Consider the following 23,078-nt stretch of genomic DNA (forward strand, 5'->3'; position numbering starts at 1 on the left):
CTATGATGCATTTTCTCTGATAACTCCACACTTATTAGCATACAATGCTACCTGTGTTCTATCGCTCAGGTTAAGTTTTTCGAATATATGATTGACATGCTTTTTAACTGTGTTCTCAGAAATATAAAACTTATGTGATATTTCACGATTACTCATGCCTTTTCCTATTTCACATAAAATTTCTCTTTCCCGTGGAGTAAGCTGTGTAAAATCTTCAACCTTAGTACTACTCTCATTAATCATACTATCTATGAAGAAGGAATCATAATATTTCTTACCTTTATACACCTGATCAATTACATATAGTATTTCCATTTCAGTTGATTTTCCTAATATGTACCCATCTACATTACATTTTATTGCTCTTACAAAGAGTTCTTTGTCACCTTGAAAATCTACTATTATAAACTTAGTTCTCATCACTTGATCTTTTATTTCTTTAATTAGATTTAACTCATCTTGGTTATATTTATGCAAATGAAAAAATACAATATCAATATATTCCTCTCTAATTAAATCAACTGCTTCCATTATTGTTTCCGTATCAAGCTTTAACTTCATATAGCTACATCTTGTAGCTATTGAACATAGTCCTTCTCTTATTAGTGTATAATTTGAAATAATAATTGAATTCATAAAAACCACCCCAATAATCCTAATATCTTATGTTTTTTATTTTATAAACAAAAAACTTCCAAAAATTATAATCATTGGCCGGTTGCACTATTAGCTCCCTAAACTCCAAGTGCCCAAATACAGAATTTAGTTCCATGCCTCCGTAATTATTCTACTCTTTTTTCCATAAAACTCATCCTCTAAATATTATTAAACATATGACAATAATTACACTAAGGTATATTATTAGTATTACTTTAGGTTTATTTATTCTCATACAGTAGAATATGAAATAAACAAATATATATACCCTTTCTATAATTTGTAATAAAATATTTTTAATACTTTTGGGAAAATCTTTTTCCATTAGACTTTATCTTCAACTTATAGTAGAGAAAGTAAAACACTACCATACCTAAAATACTTCCCAGAAAGTCTATCAATACATCACTAACAAGTGAAGTTCGTCCTGGTATAAATGACTGATAAAACTCATCCAATACAGCATAAAGCAGGCATATGAACATAATGTAGGTTAAAGCTCCTTTTCCCCTTATATTGAAAGAAAACAATATACTACTTACTAATATAGCTAATACTAGATACTCAAATGCATGGGCATTCTTTCTTAAAAATTTATTTAAAATTTCTTCTTTATCTGTATTTTTTAATTTAATCAAACCTTCTTGATTGAAAATTTTGCTTTCGGTTAACTTTTCGTCTTGCGTTTTTGAAACTTGCACTATATTCTTATATTGTTTAACTATCTTATTGCACTGTGTTTTTATATCATTTAAAAGCTTATGGCTTCTTGCCTCAGATATATTTGCATCATTAGACGAATTGTAAAATATAAAACATATCCAAAATATGCTCAAAAGAATGCATATATTTTTTTTCAATTCATTCTGCCCCCAAGTCTATATCTTAATTAGTAATTTTTTCATCATAATATTAAAATTATAGCACACACAAAGTTAACATTCTACCATTTATTCACTAATATTCAAAATTATTTTTTTATATCCTATTTATAGCTTTAGATATTTGTAATATTTCTTCAAAATAATAGTAATATAGTTATTTATTTTTAAAAACTATTGCAAGTACAGAAGAACATTTTCATAGAGTTAAAGAACTTTCAATCAGGCTCGCTCATCACATAGGGTTATCTAATAGTGAAGTCGAAAAATTGGGATTGCTTGCAATGCTTCACGATATAGGTAAAGCAGCTATACCCGATGATGTTTTGGAAAAGCCTGGTTCACTGAATAGTGAAGAATGGTCTTTGATGAAACAACATTGTGAAATAGGATATAGAATCGCAGTCGCAACTCCTGAAATAGCTCCTATAGCAAATTTCATTTTATACCATCATGAACACTGGGATGGAAGTGTATATCCTTTTGGCTTGAAGAAAGATGAGATACCTAAGTTATCACGTATATTTTCTATAATAGATGCTTATGATGTTATGATCTACAGCAGGCCTTATCGGTAAATGATGCAATTGAAGAAATAAAAAGGTGTTCAGGCTCTCAATTTGATCCAAGTATTTGGGAATTTTTTACAAGCATGCTGCTAAATGAGTATAAACAAAAAAATTGCAACTTTTAGTTATAGAATTAGAAACTAGAAAGTTGAGCTATACCTCAAATATGTTCACCTTCTAAGCAAGTGAAAGCATATACCTGAGTTTAAGTCAACTTTCGTTTTTAATCCTACAACTAAAAATTTTTTGCCTTTTTCTTTGTATTTTTAACAACTTTATTCTAAACTTACATAATAATAGCCCTCTTAAGAATTTTACAGTTTTATTTAATCTCTTAAGAGGGTAATTATTTTATCTACTTAGCACTCTGAAAATCTCCATTTTTAGTATCGTCGTTCTTAGTTTTATGTTTAAAATCTTAATTCTCAAAATCACACTTCATAAGAGAAACCAATTTAATTTTATAACATTTTTTAAACATTATCCGATATTCCATTTGAATGTTTATCTTTATTATTCAATGTACTATGTCTAATTCCATATAAGAAATAAATTAAAACACCAATTACAGTCCATATAGCAAACCTAATCCAAGTAACTCCTGGTAAACTGTACATAAGATAAAAGCAAAATAATACTGTTAACACTGGCGTGACGGGAACTCCAGGGCATTTAAATTTTCTTTCAGCATCAGGCATGGTTTTTCTTAATACAATAACGCCTACAGATACAATTATGAATGCCGATAAAGTTCCTATATTACATAAATCCATAAGCACAGTCAATGGCAACAATCCGCCTATAAGAGCTGTCAAAGCACCTGTAATTACAGTACATGCTGCTGGAGTACCATGCTTTTTTGATATAGCTGCAAAAGATTTTGGTAATAATCCATCTCTAGACATTACCATAAATATTCTAACCTGACCATACACTGTTACAAGCAAAGTCGAAATCATTCCTATGACAGCTCCTACACCAACTAATGCAGACCCCCAATTAATTCCTATTCTTGACAATGCTGCTGGTAGTGCGTTATTTACATCTATTTCTTTAAATGGAACCATCCCTGTAAGTATAAACGAAACAGAAACATAAAGTACAATAATCACCCCTAAGCAAATAGTTAGCCCTAATGGAATGTCTCTCTTAGGATTAATCGTTTCTTCTGCTGCAGTAGAAACAGCATCAAAGCCTATGTATGCGAAAAATATAATAGCAGCAGCTGACATTATTCCTTTAGTTCCATAGGGTGCGAATGGATGATAGTTAGCGGGATTTATATGAGTTACTCCAAGAAATATGAATACGATTATTACAGATACCTTTATGATAACTATAATATTATTTACTTTTGCACTTTCAGATACCCCCAAATAAAGCAACCAGGTTATAAAAGCAACAACGAGAATAGCTGGCAAATCCATCATCCCCCCAACAAGTGGAGTTTTTATTATCATTTCAGGAAGGTGTATTTTATAAGCGTCTAAAACCCCTATAAAAGCTGCTGACCATCCAGAAGCAACTGCTGCTGCGACAACAAGATATTCAAGTATTAAGTTCCAACCAATAAGCCAAGCTACAATTTCGCCAAAAGCAACATATGCATATGAATAAGTGCTTCCGGATACCGGAAACATCGTTGCAAGTTCTGCATAAGTAAGAGCACAAAGAGCACTTGTTATTGCTGCTACTACGTACGACATTGTAACTGCTGGACCTGCCATTTGTGAGCCTTGCCCCGTGGCCACAAATATACCGGTTCCTATTACTGATCCAATTCCAAGTGCTGCTATATCAAATGCTGTCAGCTTTCTTTTTAGACCGCTCCCCTCTGTTGACTCTTTAAAGTCTTGAACAGTCCTTTTTCTAAATAAATTCATAAAGAAATCCCCCTTAATTTTTTAGGCTTTTATTTATTAAAATTTTGGGCAGTCAAGCATTAAAATTGATTTTATGTGCTAATTTATGAGTCAGGAATACATATTATTAAACTCTTAGCGTATAAAACTAGCAGAATTATTGGTTTAATGCATATATCACAGCTTATAGTACTATATAGTTGGAACTATAATTTTACTCAACTAGTTAGTTCTCATTTTTTATTAGTTCTCTGAAATCCCCCATTATTGCTCTTGGCACAGGAAGATCTATCATTGTCTTGAGTCCTGGATCAGCATTTATTACATGTGGAATCATATTTACGCACATAGCAATTGTTCCAATTCCACCTTCAACCTCAGGCTTATTTGCCATGTGAATATCCGGTGTTCCTTTAATTGTTATATAGTCTCCTGTTTCTGTACCTTCCATTTCTGGTTCAATCTGTTGTGGGTGAATCATATCTATCTTAACTTCTCCATCTACCCATCCCTGGCCTGTCATGTTAACACCTGCAACATCTCCAGCTTTTGAAAATCCATAAGGTGATTTTCTATCAATAGATGTAACTATTGGTTTCATTTGCTGTTCAAATTTTTCAACCTTCCAGCCAATGGCATCTCCAATCATTCTTACTGACTCTGCAAACCCAACATGTCCAGCAAGTGTGCCATCTTTAACTCCTTTTTCAAATTCTTCTACAGTAGCACCAACACCTTGTTCCTCCATAACAGCTGGTCCAAATGGAGATAAGCTGTTCACTCTCTTTGCTTCAACATGTTCAACATCCATCATACAACCAGTTAAACAAACTACAAGTAAGTCCATAATAAGACCTGGGTTTATACCAGTTCCAAGTATACTAACACCATTTTCTTTAGCTATTTTATCAAGTTCTGCCGCAAGTTCAGGATTTTGAGCTTGTGGATAAGCCATTTCCTCTGCTGTTGTGATTACATTTATTTTCTTTTCAAGTACAGTCTTTATTTTTGGAAATACTTTTTTTGTAAATGTATCTGTAACAACAAGACATACATCACAGCATCCTTCAGTTAAAACTTCATCAATTTCAGGTTTGATTATAACCTCCGGTCTGCTTCCTTTTTCTATTTCTAAGACTTCATATATACTCTTTCCTACTCTATGTGGCGCCATATCACATACACTTACAATATCTACCCCTTTTTTCTTTAAGAGCATTTTTACCATGCCGCTTCCCATTGCTCCAAATCCCCAAATTGCGACTTTTACATTTCTTTTCATCTTAATTCCTCCTTAATTATATTAATCTTTGAAATCTTCACACAACTATAGATATAGCTAGCTCCTCTTCGTAATACTTTTCCACATACCCTGAAGTCATAGCAGCAAGGAGACACCCATAATCCATTTTAAATTTCACTATATCTCCAACCTTAAATTGACTTTTACTATCTGTAACATCTAAAATCAAATGGTCGCTGCTTGCTCCAAAAATACTTATATTTTTATCTAATGGGCTAAGCCCCTCAACTTTTATATCTTGCCTACCTATAGCTACAATGGCCCTTTTACGTATACCTTTATCCTCAAAATGTGGTCTTTGTCCAAAGGCATCCATACCTATTGTCCCTTTAGGAACTGTTGGCTTATTTTTTATTTCTACTATTTCACCTTTTAGTATAAAGGCATCATCATAGCAGTTAGGTATTAGCTGTCCAAAAGCTGTTTCTCTTCCTAAAACAATTCCTTCACCAATTCTTAATTGGTTAATTTCTACAGGAATAGTGCTATTCATAATCATATAAAGACTGCTGGAATTACCTCCAGATATTATTGATAGTTCTATATTAAAAAGAGCTTTTATATCATGTTTTAACTTAACGAGTTTTCCTAAGTTATTTCTGTCTGGAAGCACTCCTCCATAACATGTAACATTAGTACCTAATCCAACCAATCTTATATTCTCTAGCTTTAATATTTCCTTAACAATACCAATAACATCTTCCTCAAGCACACCCTCTCTTAAGTCTCCAACATCTACCATAAGTACTATGTTGTGAATCTTACCTAGGCTTTTTGCTGCTTTATCTAAAACCTCAATAGTGTTTAATTCAGAGTTCATGCTTATATCACTATACTTAACAACATCTTCAGCTTCACTTTCCATGGATATCCTTAAAAGAGTCTTCTTACAATTCATGTCTTTTACTTTTTTTAAATTTTGTATTCTCGAATCTCCAATATGGGTAATGCCTCCATCTAACATTGCTTGTACTATAGAGGTTTCTGCACAAAACACCTTTGTGACTCCAATAACATTAATACCTTTTTTGCTACACATGGATAGAACTTCTTTTACATTGTGAGTTACTTTGGACAAATCCACTTCTACACATGGGTATCTTTTTCTCATAATGAGACTCTCCTTTTCATTTATTACTTTTATAATCACAATTTTCTGCTCTACACTATTAAGCTTCTTCTTTATTACTTTCCATATCCTTAGTTATATTTAAACTCTGTCTTAAAAGAGCTTCTGCAGCTTCTTTATTCTCTCTACTCAGCACTCCAGCACAGGCCATAATATAGTCCTTGTCTATTAATACCTTAGACCCTTTTCTTGGTAACATGGTAACATCATCTTTTAGATACCTTATATTTAAGAGGTTATCTTCTCCTCCTGGCAATCTTGTTAATGCTCCACCAGTGCCTATTATATATTTTACCTGAGATAAATCTTTTCCATAGGCTATAAAACCACTTTCTCCACCATATTTTCTTTTTATAGTTCCAACATGCCTATTTACTGCTACTTCTACCGCTTTCTTAGTTAACATGCAGCTAGCCTTTACTTCATCCTCCTCTGTAGGTATAGGCTTTATGTGATCAGCTATATGCTCCTTACTAAATCCTGCTAAATCTCTAACATCCAAAATTTCTATAACATTTTTACTGTTAACAAAAACTCCAAGATCCCCTTCTACTGTTCTTTTAGCTTTCGGTTCTGGATTCACTAACATATCCAAGATTACTACACTACCTTCTGTAACAGAATGCACATCAGTAGTAGCTCCACCAACATCTAAGACCACTAAGTCTCCTATAATCTCGTAAAGAACTTTTGAACTTTCCATAACCGCACCTGGAGTTGGCATTATGCTCCCATCTACCATATCCTTTATCTTATTCATTCCAGGAGCCTTTACGATATTCTTTTCAAAAGCATCCTGTATTACTTTTCTAGCTGGTTCTACATTTAATTCATCTACTCTAGGATAAACGTTATCGATGATGTAAAGTTCCTGTCCTTCAAATATCTCCCTTATCTCTTCTCTATTTTCAATATTTCCACAGTATACTATTGGCTTATTAAATTTCTCTGCGCTTATTAATTCCGCGTTATGGAGAGCTGTTTCTCTTTCACCATAATCTGTACCACCTGCGATCATTATCATATTAGGATTTATATCGCGTATTCGCTTTAGATCACTCTTCCTCATCTTTCCAGCTGTGACCATTTTTATTATTCCACCAGCTCCGAGTGCCGCCTCTTTAGCAGCCTTAACTGTCATTTGTTCCATGAGACCATGGACAGTTATTTTTAGGCCACCAGCTGCACTGCTGGTAGCTAGCATCTTTCCCCAAACAAGTTCTTCCCCTATTTTGTCTTCAATATCTTTTACTGCATTTTTTAATCCTACTGTTACATCACCATCTAATACCGTAGTACAGCTTTTCCCTTGAAAAGCTGTATCTACAAAAACCATATTATTTTTATCAAATTTTAAATTAAAGGCTGTAACTAATGTAGTAGTGCTACCTATTTCAGCAATCAGGTAATCTACTTTCACAAAAACCCCTCCTATTCTTCTTCATCAGGATTAAGCCCCATTAGTTTCTTTATTATAAAGGATGCAACATCCGTTCCATTAGATCCTCTTCCAAATCCAACATCCATTCCTTGTGCTTTAGCTATTTCATCTGTTACCTGAGTTCCACCAGATACAAGAATCAATTTATCTCTTACACCTTTTTCTACACACAAATCATGAAGTTTTTTCATATTCTTTGTATGAACATCGTTATGAGTTATTATTGTACTGCATAATATTGCCTGAGCCTTTGATTCTATAGCTGCATCTACAAGCTTTTCTACTGGACAGGAAGTTCCAAGATATATTGCCTCTATTCCAAACTTTTCAACACCACCATGTTTAATGTCAATAACTTCCCTCAATCCTACTGAATGTTCATCTTCTCCAACCGTTGCAGCAACAACCTTTATTGAATGCTCTTTTACATAATCCCTCATCACATCAAAAGCAAGAACTTTTCTTCTTCTAGGAAGTACTAATTCATCACGCTTTACTGGAGTAAAATCACATACTCCTTTTATTTCTACAAGCGTTCCTTCAGCCTTTTGTAATACTTGCTTATGAAGAATTTCTACATCTTTTAGATTCATTCTCTTTCCTATTTCAATAGCTGCTGCTTCACTAATTTGCTCATTTTCTGGTAAGCATAAAGTAATTTTTACATATCCATCCTTAGCCCATTGCACTTCTGGAACTACAGTGCCATCTTCCCTAACCTTTTCCATTCTCTTAAATGCATTATCATTTTCATCTAGTTCATCTATATACTTAATTTTAGAATGATTGCATAATGTACACTCATGTATAGCATCACAAGGTTTACTATATTCTTTTGGAACATTGTTATATCCAAAGTGAGCGCAAACTGGTGCAAAATAGTCTTCTTCTCTTTTAACTATTGTACCTACAGCATCTCCACCATTCATTTTTCTTGCAATACCGTCTCCGTTTCTTTCTGGGTATTCCCCTGAATCAACAAAGAATCCTCCATCAACAGCCTTAAAATATCCACCTTCTTCAATCATTTCTTCTAAGAATAGAACAGCTCTTTCTTTCAATTCTCTTACTTTCTCTGGTAGATAGCCTTCTTTCTTTAACTCTAACATATCCATTAGGCCATCCATTGCTACAAATGATTGTTTAGCTGTATTTATAGCATGTATGTTATTATAGTGCCATGGAACATTTCTTCCTTCATCAGGAGTTATTGTACTTTGTATATCTGCAGAAGTTAACTCAGATATTAACAAGTTTAGAGTATGTCCTACTGTAGCTTCTCTTTCACAGGATTCTATATATTTAGTGTTCATCTGAGCTCTCATCTTGTATTTATCAAATAAATCTCTTAAAGCTACTGCATAAGGTAAATCATATCTCATACAAGGTGCTGGCGCTGATGTTGGAGGTACTGTTGAAAGAGATATTTTTTCTGGCTTCATTCCAACCATTTCTGAGAATTTTGCATTTATAGCATGCTGCACCATAAGCTCTGGCATTACATTGTAGCCTTTCATAGCAGTTGCGTTAGCATTATGAGCACCATCTATTTGAAGCATATCTGCCCATGCCATTACTCTTTTAGCTACTGCTGCATCAACAAAAGATCTAAACATATTTATATTTCTATAAAGTACATTATATTGAGGATCTTGGTGAGCTCCGTTTACTCCTTCTTCAGCAAACATAACTGCTATGTCAGGTCCTGCTACACCAGATATATAGGAGTGGAAATTAATTTTTCTTCCTACTTCTTCTTCTATTAAGTCTATAGCTTTTCTTGTTGCTCTAACTTCTTTTCTTGTTATAGGAACTCCACCTATCCCTTCTGGGGTTCCCTCTATTAATCCATCATAATGGCTTTGACCTGCTGTTCTTATAACCATTAGGTGATCTGCTCCATGCCAAGCAGCCATTCTCATTCTTCTAATATCATCTTCAAATCTTCCTGAAGCTATTTCTGTTGTAATAACTGACTTTGGTTGAGGATCTATGCCACCAAAACTTCTAGCTGCTGGAAGTGGCTGACTCTTTTTTAAAGGCTTTGACATTTCATGATATGTGAATTCTCCAACTTTTATTTCAGGACTCTCCTCTCTCCAGTGCCATCCTCTCCACTTTGGTTCATATTTATCTAAATCTTTTAATATTTCCTCTACATTAAGCTTTTCATTCTCTTCTAATCTTTCTATCATTACTTTTCACCTGCCTTCATTTTTTCAACAACTAAATCCCAACCAATTCCTTTACTTAGCTCTTCTCCAGCTTTTAAATAGTCCACATTTTTCAATTTAGCATAAGTTAAAACTACATTTCCCATACCTTTTCCAAGCAAGTTCCACTTTGTACCATAATCAACTATTGGTTGAGCTTCTAAGCTTGAAAATCCCATTCTTAAAAGTACTGAACGTTCAATACCTGGTGATGTATGTGTATATGATAAATCTACCAGTGGCTTTACAATCTGTTCTGTTAAACTCCAAAATCTCTCATATAATTGTTCATCATTCAGGTCTTTTAAATGTTGTCTTCTTGTCTCAAAATCACTCGCCCTTTTCATAATTTTCCCCCTTATTCTACTATGATTTTATTTTCTTTTAATATCTCTCTAATCTCATTTATAGATATTTTAGTTTCCTCTGATAGGAATTCAACATCTATTTCCTTAACTCTATTTTCTTCTGCTAATTTTAAGGCATTTTTTAAGTATGATTTTCTCAAGTGCTCCATATCTACATCTGTTACCGATACTACTGATGGATGGGAAGGTAAGACTATATTCTTACCTGGCACTTGATTCTTTGGATCCCCTATAAGAATTTCAATTCCATTTTCCTTTGCAAAATTAAGCTGAGCTATTGAATGTTTACCAGCTCCTGTATATTCGGTTTCTTGGATAACTATTATTTCATCATTGTCATATTCCTGTGAAATTGCAAATGCTGCTGCCAAGGACGTATTTCCAGCTGGACCTCTCTCAAGTCCTTCTAATTGGGCTAATAGTTCGGTCATCCAGAATACTTCACCCTGACTTATTGTTACATATCGATCCATATATCTTAATGGTCTTGCTGCACTTCTTGGCACATCTGATCTATCTGGATTAGTCATAAATGGAATTCCAAAACCAGTATGTCCTGTTGTAAAGGATTTCTTGTTAAATGCTATGTCTGATGCCATGTGTAATCCACTTAAGTCCACAGATGACCCTATCACCTTTACATTCATTGCCTTTGCTTTTATCAATCCTCTGGCAGTACCTGTAACATTGCCTCCACCTGCATGTGTTACAACTACAGCCTTAGGTTCTTTTCCAAGTCTTTCTCTGCACTGCTCAGCTATTTCATAGCCTAAAGTTTCCACTCCAGCTATTCCATAAGAAGAATATAATGAAGCATTATAATATCCTGTATCTTCTAATATTTTTAGATAAGTATAAAATAGTTCTGGTCCAACGGTAAGTCTTACAACTTCTGAACCATATCCCTCACACTTTCTTCCTTTTTCTATTATTTCTGGCTGTCCAACTTTTCTTGAATCATAGCATTCGTTAGCTATTATACAATTAAGTCCTCTTATATTAGCTTGAGATGCTACTGCTGCTCCATAGTTTCCTGATGTTGCAGCTGCTACCCCTTTATATCCTCTTTTCATGGCATCATATACAGATACAGATGCTCTTCTATCTTTAAAACTTCCTGAAGGATTACTGCTCTCATCCTTTATAAAAATTCTAGCTGCTTTTCCTGTTTTCGATACTTTTCTTGCAAGTTCAGTTATTCTTTTAAGTTCTAGCAATGGAGTATTTCCTACTCCTACTTCTTTTTGAATTTCTCGTATTTCTTCTAAAGAATATCCTACATCCTCCATAAGCTTTTCATACTCAAATGAAAGTACCCCTGTTTCATATTTATCAAAATCAATACCAACGGATTTAAGCATAATCTCATTTTTTCTTGACATGAGCTCTTCATACTTATTCATAGATCATTGCACCTCTCTTTTATTTAGAAAAATCTAAAAATCATTCTTTAATAATTTTTTTGCCTGCTTTCCAACGAAACCTAACTCCTGAACATACTTTCCGAAGGAATGATAGTACCCTGGTTCAATCTCAACTACTTTTCCCTTTACAATTCTTCCTGCATTAGTTTCAACTTCTACTTCTCTACCAACTTCACAGTCCTCTAAACAATTACCTCTTATCCAACACTTAAGCGGAGTCTTTTTTGTTTCATCAGGTATACTTTGAGATCTTTCCTCTGGAGTCAAAACAACTTCTTCAATTTCTACCCATGTACCTTTTTTTATCATAATTTTCACCTACCACTAAAATAATTTTTATTTAAACGACTATCTTAAATTTTAATTTAAAACTTAATCGAGACCTTCAAGTCCCAGTTTCTAATTACTTTATACTATAAGCAAAAATTGTGCCAAGCATAAAAAACACGTATCTAGGTTTATTCCTAAAATACGTGTATAAAATAAAGCAAAAAAATTTGCACCATTATTCTGAAAATTTAGATCGGTATTGGAAAAATATGTTTAAGCTTCGAACTTGTATAAGTGCAACTTTTTTTGCACTTGTAGTAAAAATTTTTTGCACTATAAATATTAATTTATTACTATTTATATTTATACAATTTGTTAATTGACTTACTATAAAAAATCTAACTTACTTATATTATGCTTTTTCATCTTATATTGCAAATTTTGCCTTGAAATATTTAATTGCTTTGATGCCTTACTGATATTATAGTTATTTTTCTTTAATATCTTTTCTATTACATCCCTTTCAATATTATCAATGTAATCTTCTAAATCAAAATCTTGATTCTCATCTATATTAAAGTTATCCTTCTTCGTAGAAGTTTCATTAGAAAACTTATTAAATATCTTTGGTTCAAAATGCCAGTATCCTAAAATGGAATTATTGTCTGCCATATTTATAGAGGATTCAATTACATTTTTTAACTCTCTTATATTTCCTGGCCAATCATAATCTAATAATTTGTTCATAACATCTTTATCGATTCCCTGTATGCATTTTCCCAAAATTCTATTATAGTTTTCAATAAATTTTTCAATTAATATCGGTATGTCATCTTTCCTCTCTCTTAGCGGTGGTATATCTAATCTTATGACACTTAATCTATAATAAAAATCTTTTCTAAGCTTACCACTTTCAATTAATTTTTCTGGCTCTTCATTTAGAGTTGCTATTATTCGAACATCACAATTTACAGTCTTATTGCTTCCTATAGGTCTTATATATCCATCTTGTAATACTCTTAATAATTTAGATTGAAGATATGGTTCCATAGAGTTAACTTCATCTAGAAGAATAGTTCCTCTATTTGCCTCTTCAAATAATCCTTTTTTATTTTCTGCTCCTGTAAAACTTCCTTTCTCTGTGCCAAAAAGCATTCCTTCAAGTAATGCTGCTGGAATAGCTGCACAATTAATAGGTATAAAGGGCTTATCTTTTCTTAAACCATTGTAATGAATACTTTGCGCAAAAACCTCTTTCCCACACCCTGTTTCTCCATAAATTAAAACAGAAGAACTCGAGATACTTGCTTTTTTAGCTTTCTCTATAACGTTCTTCATTATAGAACTCTTTCCATATATGTCACTAAAATTATAATTTTTTTTCTCTTTAGCATTTATTCCTTGTAACTTACATATACATTCCGTTAATTCTTTTAATTTAGTCATATCTTTAGCAAGTTCAAATGCTGCTATGATTTTTCCTTCTGAGATTATTGGTATAGTTGTATTTATTGTTGTAACCTTCTTCTTATATTCATTGCTATATTGCTGAATTAAATCTACGATTTTCTTACCTGTTTTCAAAGCATTCATTATGGTAGATGTATCTTCCTTTACATCCTTTAAATATTCGTTAACCCTTTTTCCTAAAACTCTCTCAGGCTCTATTCCCTCTATCTTACCCATAACCTTATTATAATACATAGTCTTGCCAGTGGAATCTACTATATGAACCCCTTCATCTAAATTTTCTAGTAAACATTCTAATACCTTTTCCACATTAAATAAACTATCCCCCATTTTATTCCCCCATTCATGTCTTAGAAAAATAATGCAACATTTTTCCACACCAACCTATTTATCCGATGACCACACACTCTAATACCTTCAAGCACTCTGTGTTCGCAGACAAACTCTATCTGATACCAAGAACTCTGTTTATATAAATTATAAGTTCAATTATTTCCTAACGCAATATGTTGAATTATTATTTCTTAAACTCTGTACATATAAAAAAGAGTCAAACATTATCTAAAATGCTTGACTCTTTTATATATGTGACCTGGCAGCGACTTACTCTTCCACAAAGTCTCCTCTGCAGTACCATTAGCACTATAAAGCTTAACCATCGTGTTCGGAATGGAAACGGGTGTTACCTTTATGTCATTACCACCAGATTATAAAATTATAAATATATGTTGGAGCGGAAGACGGGATTCGAACCCGCGACGTTCACCTTGGCAAGGTGACGCTCTACCACTGAGCCACTCCCGCAAATTTAGAGTGTAATACTCTATTAATTAAATGGCTGGGATGGCAGGATTTGAACCTACGCATGATGGAGTCAAAGTCCATTGCCTTACCGCTTGGCGACATCCCAAAATAATGGTGCGTCTTAAGGGATTCGAACCCCTGGCACACGGCTTAGAAGGCCGTTGCTCTATCCAACTGAGCTAAAAACGCATATCTGGAGCGGGTGAAGGGAATCGAACCCTCGTAACTAGCTTGGAAGGCTAGCACTCTACCATTGAGTTACACCCGCATGTCCTTAGTACATTTATGAATTATATACTACTATTCGATCATTGTCAACAATATTTTTAAATAGATGAGTATATTTGCACTCTAAATTCTTCTTATGGAAAACCACAGTATAGCAAAGTCAATAATAAGTTATTAATTATCTTATAATGCAATTAATTTATATACTAAAAGTTATATTCAATACTTGACCTGTAGTTATTTATGTGTTATTATAATCTCATAAAAATTAATAGCTTTAGTTAAAAGGGAGTAATTTAAATTACAAAGTCAACATTACGATTTAGTTTCTTACTAGATCTGGTTTTGTAAGCCTGTATAGGGTAATAAGACTTTTAACATAATTTTAAAGAATTATGTTAAAAGTCTTTTGTTTTTAAAAAATATTTATTGATTAAATATAGAACAGCAGTTTTATATGGCTCTGCATTTATCAAAACAATATTAAAGGAGGAGTTCTAATGTCTACTAAAAAATCAGTATTAAATTTAAGCATATGGGTTGGTTTAGCATTATTATTTAACATAGGTATCTATATCTTTATGGGCCCCGAAAAAGCCTTATCTTTTCTAGGTGGTTATGTCATTGAGCAAAGTTTAAGTCTAGATAATCTATTTTTATTTTTGCTTGTATTTCAAGCTTTTGCAATAAAACCAGAGTATCAGAAAAAAGTTCTTTCTTATGGTATATATGGCGCAATAATTTTAAGACTAATATTTGTACTCTTAGGAATAACTGTAGTAAATAAGTTTCACTGGGTATTATACATCTTTGGATTAATATTAATAATAAGTGGAGTTAAAATGTTCGGAAACCATAACAACGCTGTTAACATAAAAGATAGCAAAATGCTTAAATTTATCAATAAAATTGTTCCTGTTTCCGACAAATTGGAAGATGAAAAGTTTTTTATAAGAAAAAATAAAAAACTCTATATTACACCTTTATTCGCAGTGCTACTACTTATAGAAACTTCAGATATCATATTTGCTGTAGATTCAATACCTGCTATATTTTCTATAACAACAGATCCTTTTATAGTTTATACTTCAAATATATTTGCAATTTTGGGACTTAGAAGTATGTATTTCTTATTGTACAAACTTCATGAGAATTTTTCCTATATAAAATATGGAGTTGCTTGTATATTAATATTCACAGGTCTAAAACTTTTAGTATTATTATTTAATATACACATCTCTGTGCTTGTATCATTAGTATCTATATTCACCATACTTGCAATAAGCCTTCTAGCTTCAGTATTTTTAGGTAACAAAAATAAAAAAGATGAATCTACTAGCTATTCTAATGTACAGTAAAAAAATGAGTCGATGAGATTTCTTCATCGACTCATTTTCTTATTCTACTACATCCTTTTTAATTGCTGAAAGAATAAGTGCCGTTACTACTGTACCTGCAGCTATTGCTATTACATATTGCAATAAATGTGTAACTACATTCGGTATCACTAAAATCCATATTCCACCATGTGGTACTGCCAAAGTACATCCAAATATCATTGAAAGTGCACCAGTCACTGCTGAACCAGCCATTACTGATGGTATTACTCTAAAAGGATCTCCTGCTGCAAATGGTATAGCACCTTCAGTTATAAATGATACACCAAGTGCCCAAGCAGCCTTTCCTGCTTCCCTTTCTTGCTCTGTAAATTTTTTCTTTGCTATTACTGTTGCTAAAGCTATTCCAAGCGGAGGTGTCATACCTGCTGCCATTACTGCTGCCATTATTGCTGAACCTCCTGCTGCCAATGTTCCTGTTGCAAATATATAAGCTGCTTTGTTAAATGGACCACCCATATCAAATGCCATAAAGCATCCTAATACTACACCAAGAAGTGCCGCATTTGCTCCACCTAAACTCTTTAACCATGCTGTTAAGCCTTCATTTATAGCTTTCATAGGACTACCTAATATAAATGTCATTATTAAACCTATTATTATTGTTGAAAGTACTGGTATTATTAATACTGGCATTAAACCCTCTAATGTTTTTGGTAATTTTATATATTTCTTTATCAACATTACTACATAACCAGCTAATAGCCCCGCTATTAATGCGCCTAAAAATCCTGCTCCTATATTACTAGCTAATGCTCCGCCCACAAATCCTGGTACAAGACCTGGCCTATCTGCTATTGAATATGCCATGTATCCTGCTAATACTGGAAGCATAAGTGCAAATGCTTGTTTTCCTGTGCTAAATATTGCTTCTGCCACTGTTCCTGGACAATTAAAAACATATATTCCACCAAGTGCAAATCCAATAGCTATAAGTAAACCACCAGCTACAACAAATGGTATCATATGAGATACTCCTGTCATTAAGTGCTTGTATAAACCTGCTCTCTCTTTCTTTTCTACTCTTGGTGTTGTTGTTTCTTTTATACCTGTAGGTTTTGCTTGTAATGCTTCATTTATTAACCCTTTAGCATCTTTAATAGCATCTTTCACTGATACTACTACCATAGGCATTCCTTCAAATCTACTTTTATCTACTTTAGTATCTGCCGCAATTATAACTGCTTTTGCTTCTTTCAAATCTTGTCCTGTAATTACATTTTCTGCTCCTACAGAACCTTGAGTTTCAACTTTAATATCAATACCCATTTCCTTAGCAGCTATCTGAAGAGCCTCTGCTGCCATATAAGTATGTGCTATTCCAGTTGGACATGCTGTTATTGCTAATATTACACCTTTCGATTCTTTGCTATTAGTACCTGCATTAGTTTCTTTACCTTTTAAATAAATATTTTCTTCTTCATCAACTATTTTTAAAATTTCATTTTCTGTTTTTGCATTCATAAGTTTTTGCTTAAAGCTCTCATTCATAAGCATACTAGACAATCTTGATAATGTATCTAAGTGTTCATTGTGAGCACCTTCACTAGCTGCTATCATAAAGAATATATGAGACTTATTTCCATCTAAAGAGTCATAATCTATTCCATCTGCGGAACGTCCAAAAGCTAAAGATGGAGTTTTAACTGCAGCTGTCTTTGCATGTGGAATTGCTATTCCTTCACCTATACCTGTTGAGAACTCATTCTCTCTCTCCCATATGGCATTTTTAAATTCATTTTTGTCGTTTAATTTTCCTGCACTATCTAGTTTATTTGTCAATTCATCTATTACGTCAGCCTTTGTAGTAGAATTCAATTCTACTATAATGGTGTTTTTCGTTAATAATTCAGTAATTTTCATAATTTCTCCTCCTTATTTCTAAAGGTTTTCATCTTAAACATTTCTTTCTTATAGAACTTAAACTCATACTTCAGAGAAGTATATCCTCTCCGAAGTTAAATTACAAAATTATATTTTAGTAACACTTACTTGTGGAAGTAAATTTTCAACTTCTTCCATCTTACATAAATCCATTGAAAATGCTGTTGCACTTCCTGAAGCTACTCCTAACTTGAATGCTAGTGATATATCTAAGGTTTTAGAATAACTTGCGAGGAAACCGGCTATAAGAGAATCCCCTGCTCCAACTGAGTTCTTTACCTCTCCCTTTGGTGCAGATGCATGAAAAGCGCCCTCTTCTGATACTAGCAGCGCCCCTTCACCCGCCATGGATATAATTACGTTTTGAGCTCCCATTTCCCTAAGTTTTTGAGCATAATGTATAATTTCTTCTTTAGTATTAATTTGAACATTAAATATTTCACTTAATTCATGATTATTAGGTTTGATCAAAAATGGTTTATATTTCAATGTAGAAACTAATGCTTCTCCAGTAGTATCTACTACTATTTTTACACCTTTGCCTTCAAGGTTTCCTTGAATTCTTGAATATATATCTCTTGGTAATGATGATTGTACATTCCCTGCTAATATTAAAAAGTCTTCTGAATCTAAAGAATTTATTTTTTCAAATAATTTATTTAAATCATCAGGTAAAATATTAGGTCCTGCACCGTTTATTTCTGTTTCTTCATTAGATTTAAGCTTAACATTTATTCTTGTATCGCCATTCACGGTAACAAAATCAGTTTCCACACCTTCTTGTTGAAGAGAAGTTTCTATAAATGCTCCTGTAAATCCACCAATAAATCCTAGTGCTTTGCTTTCTACCCCCAGATTATTCAATACTCTTGATACATTTATTCCTTTTCCACCAGCATATTTGTTATCATAAGCTACTCTATTTACGGTTCCTGGAATAAAATTATCAACTTTTATAACATAATCTATTGAAGGATTAAAAGTTACAGTATATATCATTCACCTGTCACAACCTTTACTTTAGTTTTTTTATTATACTCTTCATAATTTTCTATCTCATTATTCGTAATTATTACAGCACTTTTTATATCTGCTACTTTTACAAAACTTACTTCTCCAAATTTACTTTCATCTGCTAATACAAACGCTTCTCTAGAATGCTTAATTGCATTTTCTTTAAGAATTGCTTCTTCAGAATCAGGAGTAGTAAATCCAAATTCAAAGTGTACTCCATTTATTCCCAAAAAACATTTGTCAAATCTAAATTTTTGAAGGCTTTTTAATGAGTCTGATCCAACGACTGCTTTTGTTGTATTTTTAATTTTTCCACCAAGTATATAAGCATTTATGTTTTTATCAACAAGAGCGTTTATATGCTTAAGACCATTAGTAACCACAATAATATTTTCTTTGTCTATATATTGAATAATTTCATAAGTTGATGTGCCAGCATCTAAATATATGCTATCTCCATCCTCAATTAATGATGCAGCATATCTAGCCATAATCTTCTTCTCACTTACATTTTGAATTTCTTTTTCACTATAACTAGGCTCATTTAATCTTCTCTTAGTTAATGTAGCTCCACCATGTATTCTTTTTAAAGCATTAATGCTTTCTAAGAAAATGATATCTCGTCTTATTGTTGATTCAGATGTATTCAGTATTTCTACAAGCTCATTTAGCTTTACTATGCCTTTTTCCCTCAAAAGTTCTAATATAATATTATGCCTTTCTTCTGTAAGCATTTTATCACCTTCTTATTAATATAAGCTTTATACTCTATGTAAACATTATAGTATAATAATTTTCAGAAATCAATCATTTTCTTTCAAAAAATTTTAAATTATTTCATGTTATTCTGCCAAAACATCCATTTTCATTCATATCCTGTTTCAAGCTTTCATAGTCCATAGTAATTTATTTTCACCTATGGTAAAATAAGTACCATAATAATAAAGGAGGCTAAATATGAATACTATTTTATTTGATCTCGATGGAACTCTGCTTCCACTAGATAATACTCTATTTGAAAAAATATACTTCGCTGAACTAATAAAATACTTTTCTGATATAATGACTCCTGATGAAGTCACAAAGAACATATGGGGTTCTACTAAGGTAATGGTAATGAATCTAGAAAATAAAACAAATGAAGCTGTTTTTATGGAGGACTTAGGTAAGAGGGTAAATTATGACTTGACTGAGTTGAAGGACCGTTTTGATAAGTTTTACGATACTAATTTCTCTAAAGTTAGAGAAGCAGTTAAAGATATTTCTTTTATGAGGGACAGTGTTAGAATTCTAAAAGAAAAGGGCTATACAATTGCAGTAGCCACAAACCCTTTATTTCCACTTAAAGCTATTCACCATAGAATCCGTTGGGCTGGCTTTGAACCTGAAGAATTTTTGTATATATCAAGCTTTGAAAAAAATCATTACTGTAAGCCTCAGCTTAAATATTATGAAGAAGTATTAGATCATATCTCTAAGAAACCAGAAGATTGTATTATGGTTGGAAATGACGTACAAGAAGATTTAGTATCAAAAAAATTAGGTTTAAAAACATACTTAATAACTGATAACTTACTACATAGAACTCAAGACGAAATAGTTACGGACTATATGGGTGAATATAAAGATTTTTACGATTTTGTTAAAACTTTACCTTATGTTTAACATAAAAACTTATTAAAATAAAAATGGGAGTGTCGCACTTAGCGAAATACGGCCGACACTTAACTTATGCTCCGGGATATATTGATATTCTTCCAAAATGTCAATATATCCCGGAGCATAAGCTAAGTGTCAGGTACTGGTATCTACGTGCAACAGCCCCATCTTATTTTAATATTGAATATATCATTTTTTTATATAACTCCGGAACTACATTAAAAGAATATGAGATATTTAATCTTTCGGTATATTTATGAAAATCCTTACCTTCTCCACCAAAAACAATACCTGGAATGTTTAGTTTTTCTAAAGCTTCTAATGGCAGCTTATAGTTCATTCCATATCCAACAATATTTGATGATAGATTATTTAAATTTTTATTTTTATTCATTCCAGTATAACTCAAATCACATATTCCCATGAAAAAGTCTTCTTTTATGATATTCTCATTAAAGTCGTCCTTGGCAAATTTTATTGTTTTGTCTATAGCTTCTATAAAACTTATACTTTTTTCATCTAACCCTTGCAAGTATTTATGAGGATAATATGGAGGAATAAATGAAACTATTATCATTGGACCCTTATTACTATACTTCTCATAAGTCTCTTTAACAATATTTATAGCAATTGTTTGATTATCCATTTTTTCTTTTTTCCAGAGGTCAACCTTAGTTTTTATGCATCCATCAAAATCTTCAACTTCAGATTTAACCTTCTCAAGCAACTCTCCATAAGTCATTACACAAGCTTTATTCTCTAAATATTGGACTTTATCTGGAGACTTCTTCATAAATCTATCTCTTTTTTGCTTTAGGTCTTCCAAAACATTATTAAAAGCTTCTAAACTCAATAACTTTAATTTGTTCATAAGTTTACCTTCTGAAGTATTTAAAGTTAACAGATTATAATATGCCGCAGCGTATAAAGGAGTCTGCACAGAATATAATTCTTTCAAGTCCGTCTGCTTTAAACATGTCGGCGGTGAAGTAACAGTACTATTTACTTGGTCAGAAAAATCAGAATTAGCTTCTAATAATTTATTTATTTCAGAAGTTAAAGCATTAGGATTCAAACCTTTAAGTGGCTCTCCTACATGAGTTTCTTTTCCAACACAAAAAAATAAAGGCATTATCTTTCCTACAGTTCCCATATATATTCTTTTAATGTTTTCATTTCGATTCTTTGGTATGCAGCATTCCGAAATTATAGCTCCTGAATAATCATACTTTTTTTCATCTTGCAATTTAGAAAGAAATGGTACTGCTGCAACCATACCTTCTGAATTGCTTTCTTCACCTGCTACTGCTAGAAATAATAAATTTCCTTTAAAGCTTCTTTCCTTACTAAACTCTCTAATTATTTCTATATCCAAAGCTATACCATATTTCATATCAGAAGTTCCTCTGCCGAAAATCCATTCACCGGATTCAAAATCTAACAAAGCTTCTTTATCTAGATTTAACTCACTAATTCTTTTTGTACATTCCTTAATATTAAAAGCTATGGATTTTAAGTGTCCAAATTCTTCTATTCCAACCACATCTGAATGGCCTGTTAATATTAATGTGTTGCTGGACTTTTCTTTTCCTTCTACAATTGCCCACACAAATTTTCTTCTATATAAATCTTCATCTATATCTTCTATTCCAAAATTTTGTTTGTTATTTTTAAAATATGGCATCTCAGATAACATACAATATATTTTTTCAGATGTTAAATTTTCACTTTCTGTACCTGATATTCCTGGTATAGAAACTAGTTTTTCTAGAGTATCATATATCTTTTCACTTAAAGTCATTTTGACTCCCCCATTCTATACTATTCTATGATTATATACTAAATTATCACAAATTTAAAATAACATATAAAACAAAAACACTAGGATAAATATCCTAGTGTTTTTTGGTCGGGGTGACAGGGATTGAACCTGCGACCTCATGGTCCCAAACCACGCGCGCTCCCATCTGCGCCACACCCCGTTAATTAATTGGAGCGGGTGAAGGGAATCGAACCCTCGTAACTAGCTTGGAAGGCTAGCACTCTACCATTGAGTTACACCCGCATATACTGATTTCTTCTAAATCTTCGATTTAGCTAAAGAATCAGTACTCCTCAGCTCTGCTGAGTGAGTTTCCTATTAAAATTGCTATAAGCTTCGCATTTCTTCGTCAGCTCCCTCCCTCCGGTGCTCATTTACAGCAAGTAAACTCTGCTCCTCGCTCCAGTGCTTCCTTGACCTGCTCGCTTCTATCAATTTTCTTGTTACTCTTTGTTTTTAAAAAATTAAAGATTGCTCTCTGAAAATTGCACAGTGCTGATTCTTTAGCTGTAGAGTTTCATTAAACATTTGGTCAAGCCCTCGACCTATTAGTATCAGTCAGCTGAACATGTTACCACGCTTACACCTCTGACCTATCAACCTTGTGTTCTTCAAGGGGTCTTACTAGCTTACGCTATGGGAAATCTAATCTTGAGGTGGGCTTCACGCTTAGATGCTTTCAG

Annotated in this window: 18 protein-coding genes, 6 tRNA genes, 2 rRNA genes and 1 riboswitch; of the genes, 3 read left to right on the top strand and 23 right to left on the bottom strand. The window is 32.7% G+C overall.

Translation table 11 applies throughout. The features are described 5' to 3' along the window. Both I6U48_RS01220 and I6U48_RS01225 read right to left on the bottom strand, forming a co-directional pair. Positions 1-636: a response regulator transcription factor gene (locus I6U48_RS01220; RefSeq protein WP_218318578.1), complete on the bottom strand. Its 636-nt coding sequence runs from the start codon at positions 634-636 to the stop codon at positions 1-3. A 67-nt stretch (positions 637-703) separates the two neighbouring features. Further along, positions 704-786, bottom strand: a riboswitch (cyclic di-GMP riboswitch). A 167-nt stretch (positions 787-953) separates the two neighbouring features. Further along, complete coding sequence (locus I6U48_RS01225; protein WP_218318579.1) at positions 954-1,517, bottom strand: VanZ family protein; 564 nt, start codon at positions 1,515-1,517, stop codon at positions 954-956. A 197-nt stretch (positions 1,518-1,714) separates the two neighbouring features. On the opposite strand from I6U48_RS01225, the gene I6U48_RS01230 reads away from it, so the two are divergent. Next, positions 1,715-2,116, top strand: coding sequence for an HD-GYP domain-containing protein (locus tag I6U48_RS01230; protein ID WP_218318596.1), 402 nt, complete (start codon positions 1,715-1,717; stop codon positions 2,114-2,116). Positions 2,117-2,580: 464 nt separating this feature from the next. Here the strand turns inward: I6U48_RS01230 and I6U48_RS01235 are convergent, their stop codons facing one another. The 14 genes from I6U48_RS01235 to I6U48_RS01300 all read right to left on the bottom strand — a co-directional run bounded on the left by I6U48_RS01235 (position 2,581) and on the right by I6U48_RS01300 (position 14,659). Continuing rightward, positions 2,581-3,990: an APC family permease gene (locus tag I6U48_RS01235; protein WP_218318580.1), complete on the bottom strand. Its 1,410-nt coding sequence runs from the start codon at positions 3,988-3,990 to the stop codon at positions 2,581-2,583. 205 nt (positions 3,991-4,195) lie between these two features. Further along, entirely contained in the window at positions 4,196-5,251 is a 1,056-nt protein-coding gene (gene ord, locus I6U48_RS01240; protein WP_218318581.1) for a 2,4-diaminopentanoate dehydrogenase, read from the bottom strand. Between the two features lie 37 nt (positions 5,252-5,288). Beyond that, on the bottom strand, positions 5,289-6,383 hold the full coding sequence (gene orr / locus I6U48_RS01245) for an ornithine racemase Orr (protein WP_218318582.1): 1,095 nt from the start codon (positions 6,381-6,383) through the stop codon (positions 5,289-5,291). Between the two features lie 58 nt (positions 6,384-6,441). Beyond that, positions 6,442-7,821: a GlmL-related ornithine degradation protein gene (locus tag I6U48_RS01250; RefSeq protein WP_218318583.1), complete on the bottom strand. Its 1,380-nt coding sequence runs from the start codon at positions 7,819-7,821 to the stop codon at positions 6,442-6,444. An 11-nt stretch (positions 7,822-7,832) separates the two neighbouring features. Then, positions 7,833-10,037: a D-ornithine 4,5-aminomutase subunit OraE gene (oraE, locus tag I6U48_RS01255; protein WP_218318584.1), complete on the bottom strand. Its 2,205-nt coding sequence runs from the start codon at positions 10,035-10,037 to the stop codon at positions 7,833-7,835. Further along, positions 10,037-10,402, bottom strand: a complete 366-nt coding sequence (locus tag I6U48_RS01260; RefSeq protein ID WP_218318585.1) for an ornithine aminomutase subunit alpha — start codon at positions 10,400-10,402, stop codon at positions 10,037-10,039. The genes oraE and I6U48_RS01260 overlap by 1 nt, the downstream gene beginning before the upstream one ends. A gap of 11 nt (positions 10,403-10,413) precedes the next feature. Further along, positions 10,414-11,826, bottom strand: a complete 1,413-nt coding sequence (gene ortB, locus I6U48_RS01265) for a 2-amino-4-oxopentanoate thiolase subunit OrtB (protein ID WP_218318586.1) — start codon at positions 11,824-11,826, stop codon at positions 10,414-10,416. Positions 11,827-11,859: 33 nt separating this feature from the next. Further along, positions 11,860-12,156, bottom strand: coding sequence for a 2-amino-4-oxopentanoate thiolase subunit OrtA (gene ortA / locus I6U48_RS01270; protein ID WP_218318587.1), 297 nt, complete (start codon positions 12,154-12,156; stop codon positions 11,860-11,862). 348 nt (positions 12,157-12,504) lie between these two features. Then, on the bottom strand, positions 12,505-13,917 hold the full coding sequence (locus I6U48_RS01275; protein ID WP_218318588.1) for a sigma-54 interaction domain-containing protein: 1,413 nt from the start codon (positions 13,915-13,917) through the stop codon (positions 12,505-12,507). A gap of 260 nt (positions 13,918-14,177) precedes the next feature. Beyond that, positions 14,178-14,294 (bottom strand): 5S ribosomal RNA (gene rrf / locus I6U48_RS01280). Positions 14,295-14,316: 22 nt separating this feature from the next. Continuing rightward, positions 14,317-14,391 (bottom strand) — tRNA-Gly (locus I6U48_RS01285). 31 nt (positions 14,392-14,422) lie between these two features. Further along, positions 14,423-14,497 (bottom strand) — tRNA-Gln (locus I6U48_RS01290). Positions 14,498-14,503: 6 nt separating this feature from the next. Further along, positions 14,504-14,580, bottom strand: a tRNA-Arg gene (locus I6U48_RS01295). 5 nt (positions 14,581-14,585) lie between these two features. Beyond that, positions 14,586-14,659 (bottom strand) — tRNA-Gly (locus tag I6U48_RS01300). Positions 14,660-15,119: 460 nt separating this feature from the next. Here I6U48_RS01300 and I6U48_RS01305 point away from each other — a divergent pair. Beyond that, positions 15,120-15,977 carry a TerC/Alx family metal homeostasis membrane protein gene (locus tag I6U48_RS01305; protein ID WP_218318589.1) on the top strand — a complete coding sequence of 286 codons (858 nt, stop codon included), beginning with the start codon at positions 15,120-15,122 and terminating at the stop codon, positions 15,975-15,977. A gap of 39 nt (positions 15,978-16,016) precedes the next feature. On the opposite strand, the gene I6U48_RS01310 is transcribed toward I6U48_RS01305, so the two are convergent. The 3 genes from I6U48_RS01310 to I6U48_RS01320 all read right to left on the bottom strand — a co-directional run bounded on the left by I6U48_RS01310 (position 16,017) and on the right by I6U48_RS01320 (position 19,648). Next, positions 16,017-17,879, bottom strand: a complete 1,863-nt coding sequence (locus I6U48_RS01310; RefSeq protein ID WP_218318590.1) for a PTS fructose transporter subunit IIABC — start codon at positions 17,877-17,879, stop codon at positions 16,017-16,019. Between the two features lie 108 nt (positions 17,880-17,987). Continuing rightward, positions 17,988-18,899: a 1-phosphofructokinase gene (gene pfkB, locus I6U48_RS01315; protein WP_218318591.1), complete on the bottom strand. Its 912-nt coding sequence runs from the start codon at positions 18,897-18,899 to the stop codon at positions 17,988-17,990. Continuing rightward, a complete protein-coding gene (locus I6U48_RS01320; RefSeq protein ID WP_218318592.1) occupies positions 18,896-19,648 on the bottom strand; it encodes a DeoR/GlpR family DNA-binding transcription regulator in 753 nt (250 codons plus the stop codon). The genes pfkB and I6U48_RS01320 overlap by 4 nt, the downstream gene beginning before the upstream one ends. 223 nt (positions 19,649-19,871) lie before the next feature. On the opposite strand from I6U48_RS01320, the gene I6U48_RS01325 reads away from it, so the two are divergent. Continuing rightward, positions 19,872-20,579: an HAD family hydrolase gene (locus I6U48_RS01325; protein WP_218318593.1), complete on the top strand. Its 708-nt coding sequence runs from the start codon at positions 19,872-19,874 to the stop codon at positions 20,577-20,579. Positions 20,580-20,742: 163 nt separating this feature from the next. On the opposite strand, the gene I6U48_RS01330 is transcribed toward I6U48_RS01325, so the two are convergent. The 4 genes from I6U48_RS01330 to I6U48_RS01345 all read right to left on the bottom strand — a co-directional run. Beyond that, entirely contained in the window at positions 20,743-22,374 is a 1,632-nt protein-coding gene (locus I6U48_RS01330; RefSeq protein WP_218318594.1) for a M20/M25/M40 family metallo-hydrolase, read from the bottom strand. Positions 22,375-22,479: 105 nt separating this feature from the next. Next, a tRNA-Pro gene (locus tag I6U48_RS01335) sits at positions 22,480-22,555 on the bottom strand. 9 nt (positions 22,556-22,564) lie between these two features. Beyond that, a tRNA-Gly gene (locus tag I6U48_RS01340) sits at positions 22,565-22,638 on the bottom strand. A gap of 285 nt (positions 22,639-22,923) precedes the next feature. Further along, positions 22,924-23,078 (bottom strand): 23S ribosomal RNA (locus I6U48_RS01345); the annotation flags it as partial.

Origin of the sequence: Clostridium thailandense, assembly GCF_019207025.1 — a bacterium.
GTDB classification, from domain to species: Bacteria; Bacillota; Clostridia; order Clostridiales; family Clostridiaceae; genus Clostridium_AM; species Clostridium_AM thailandense.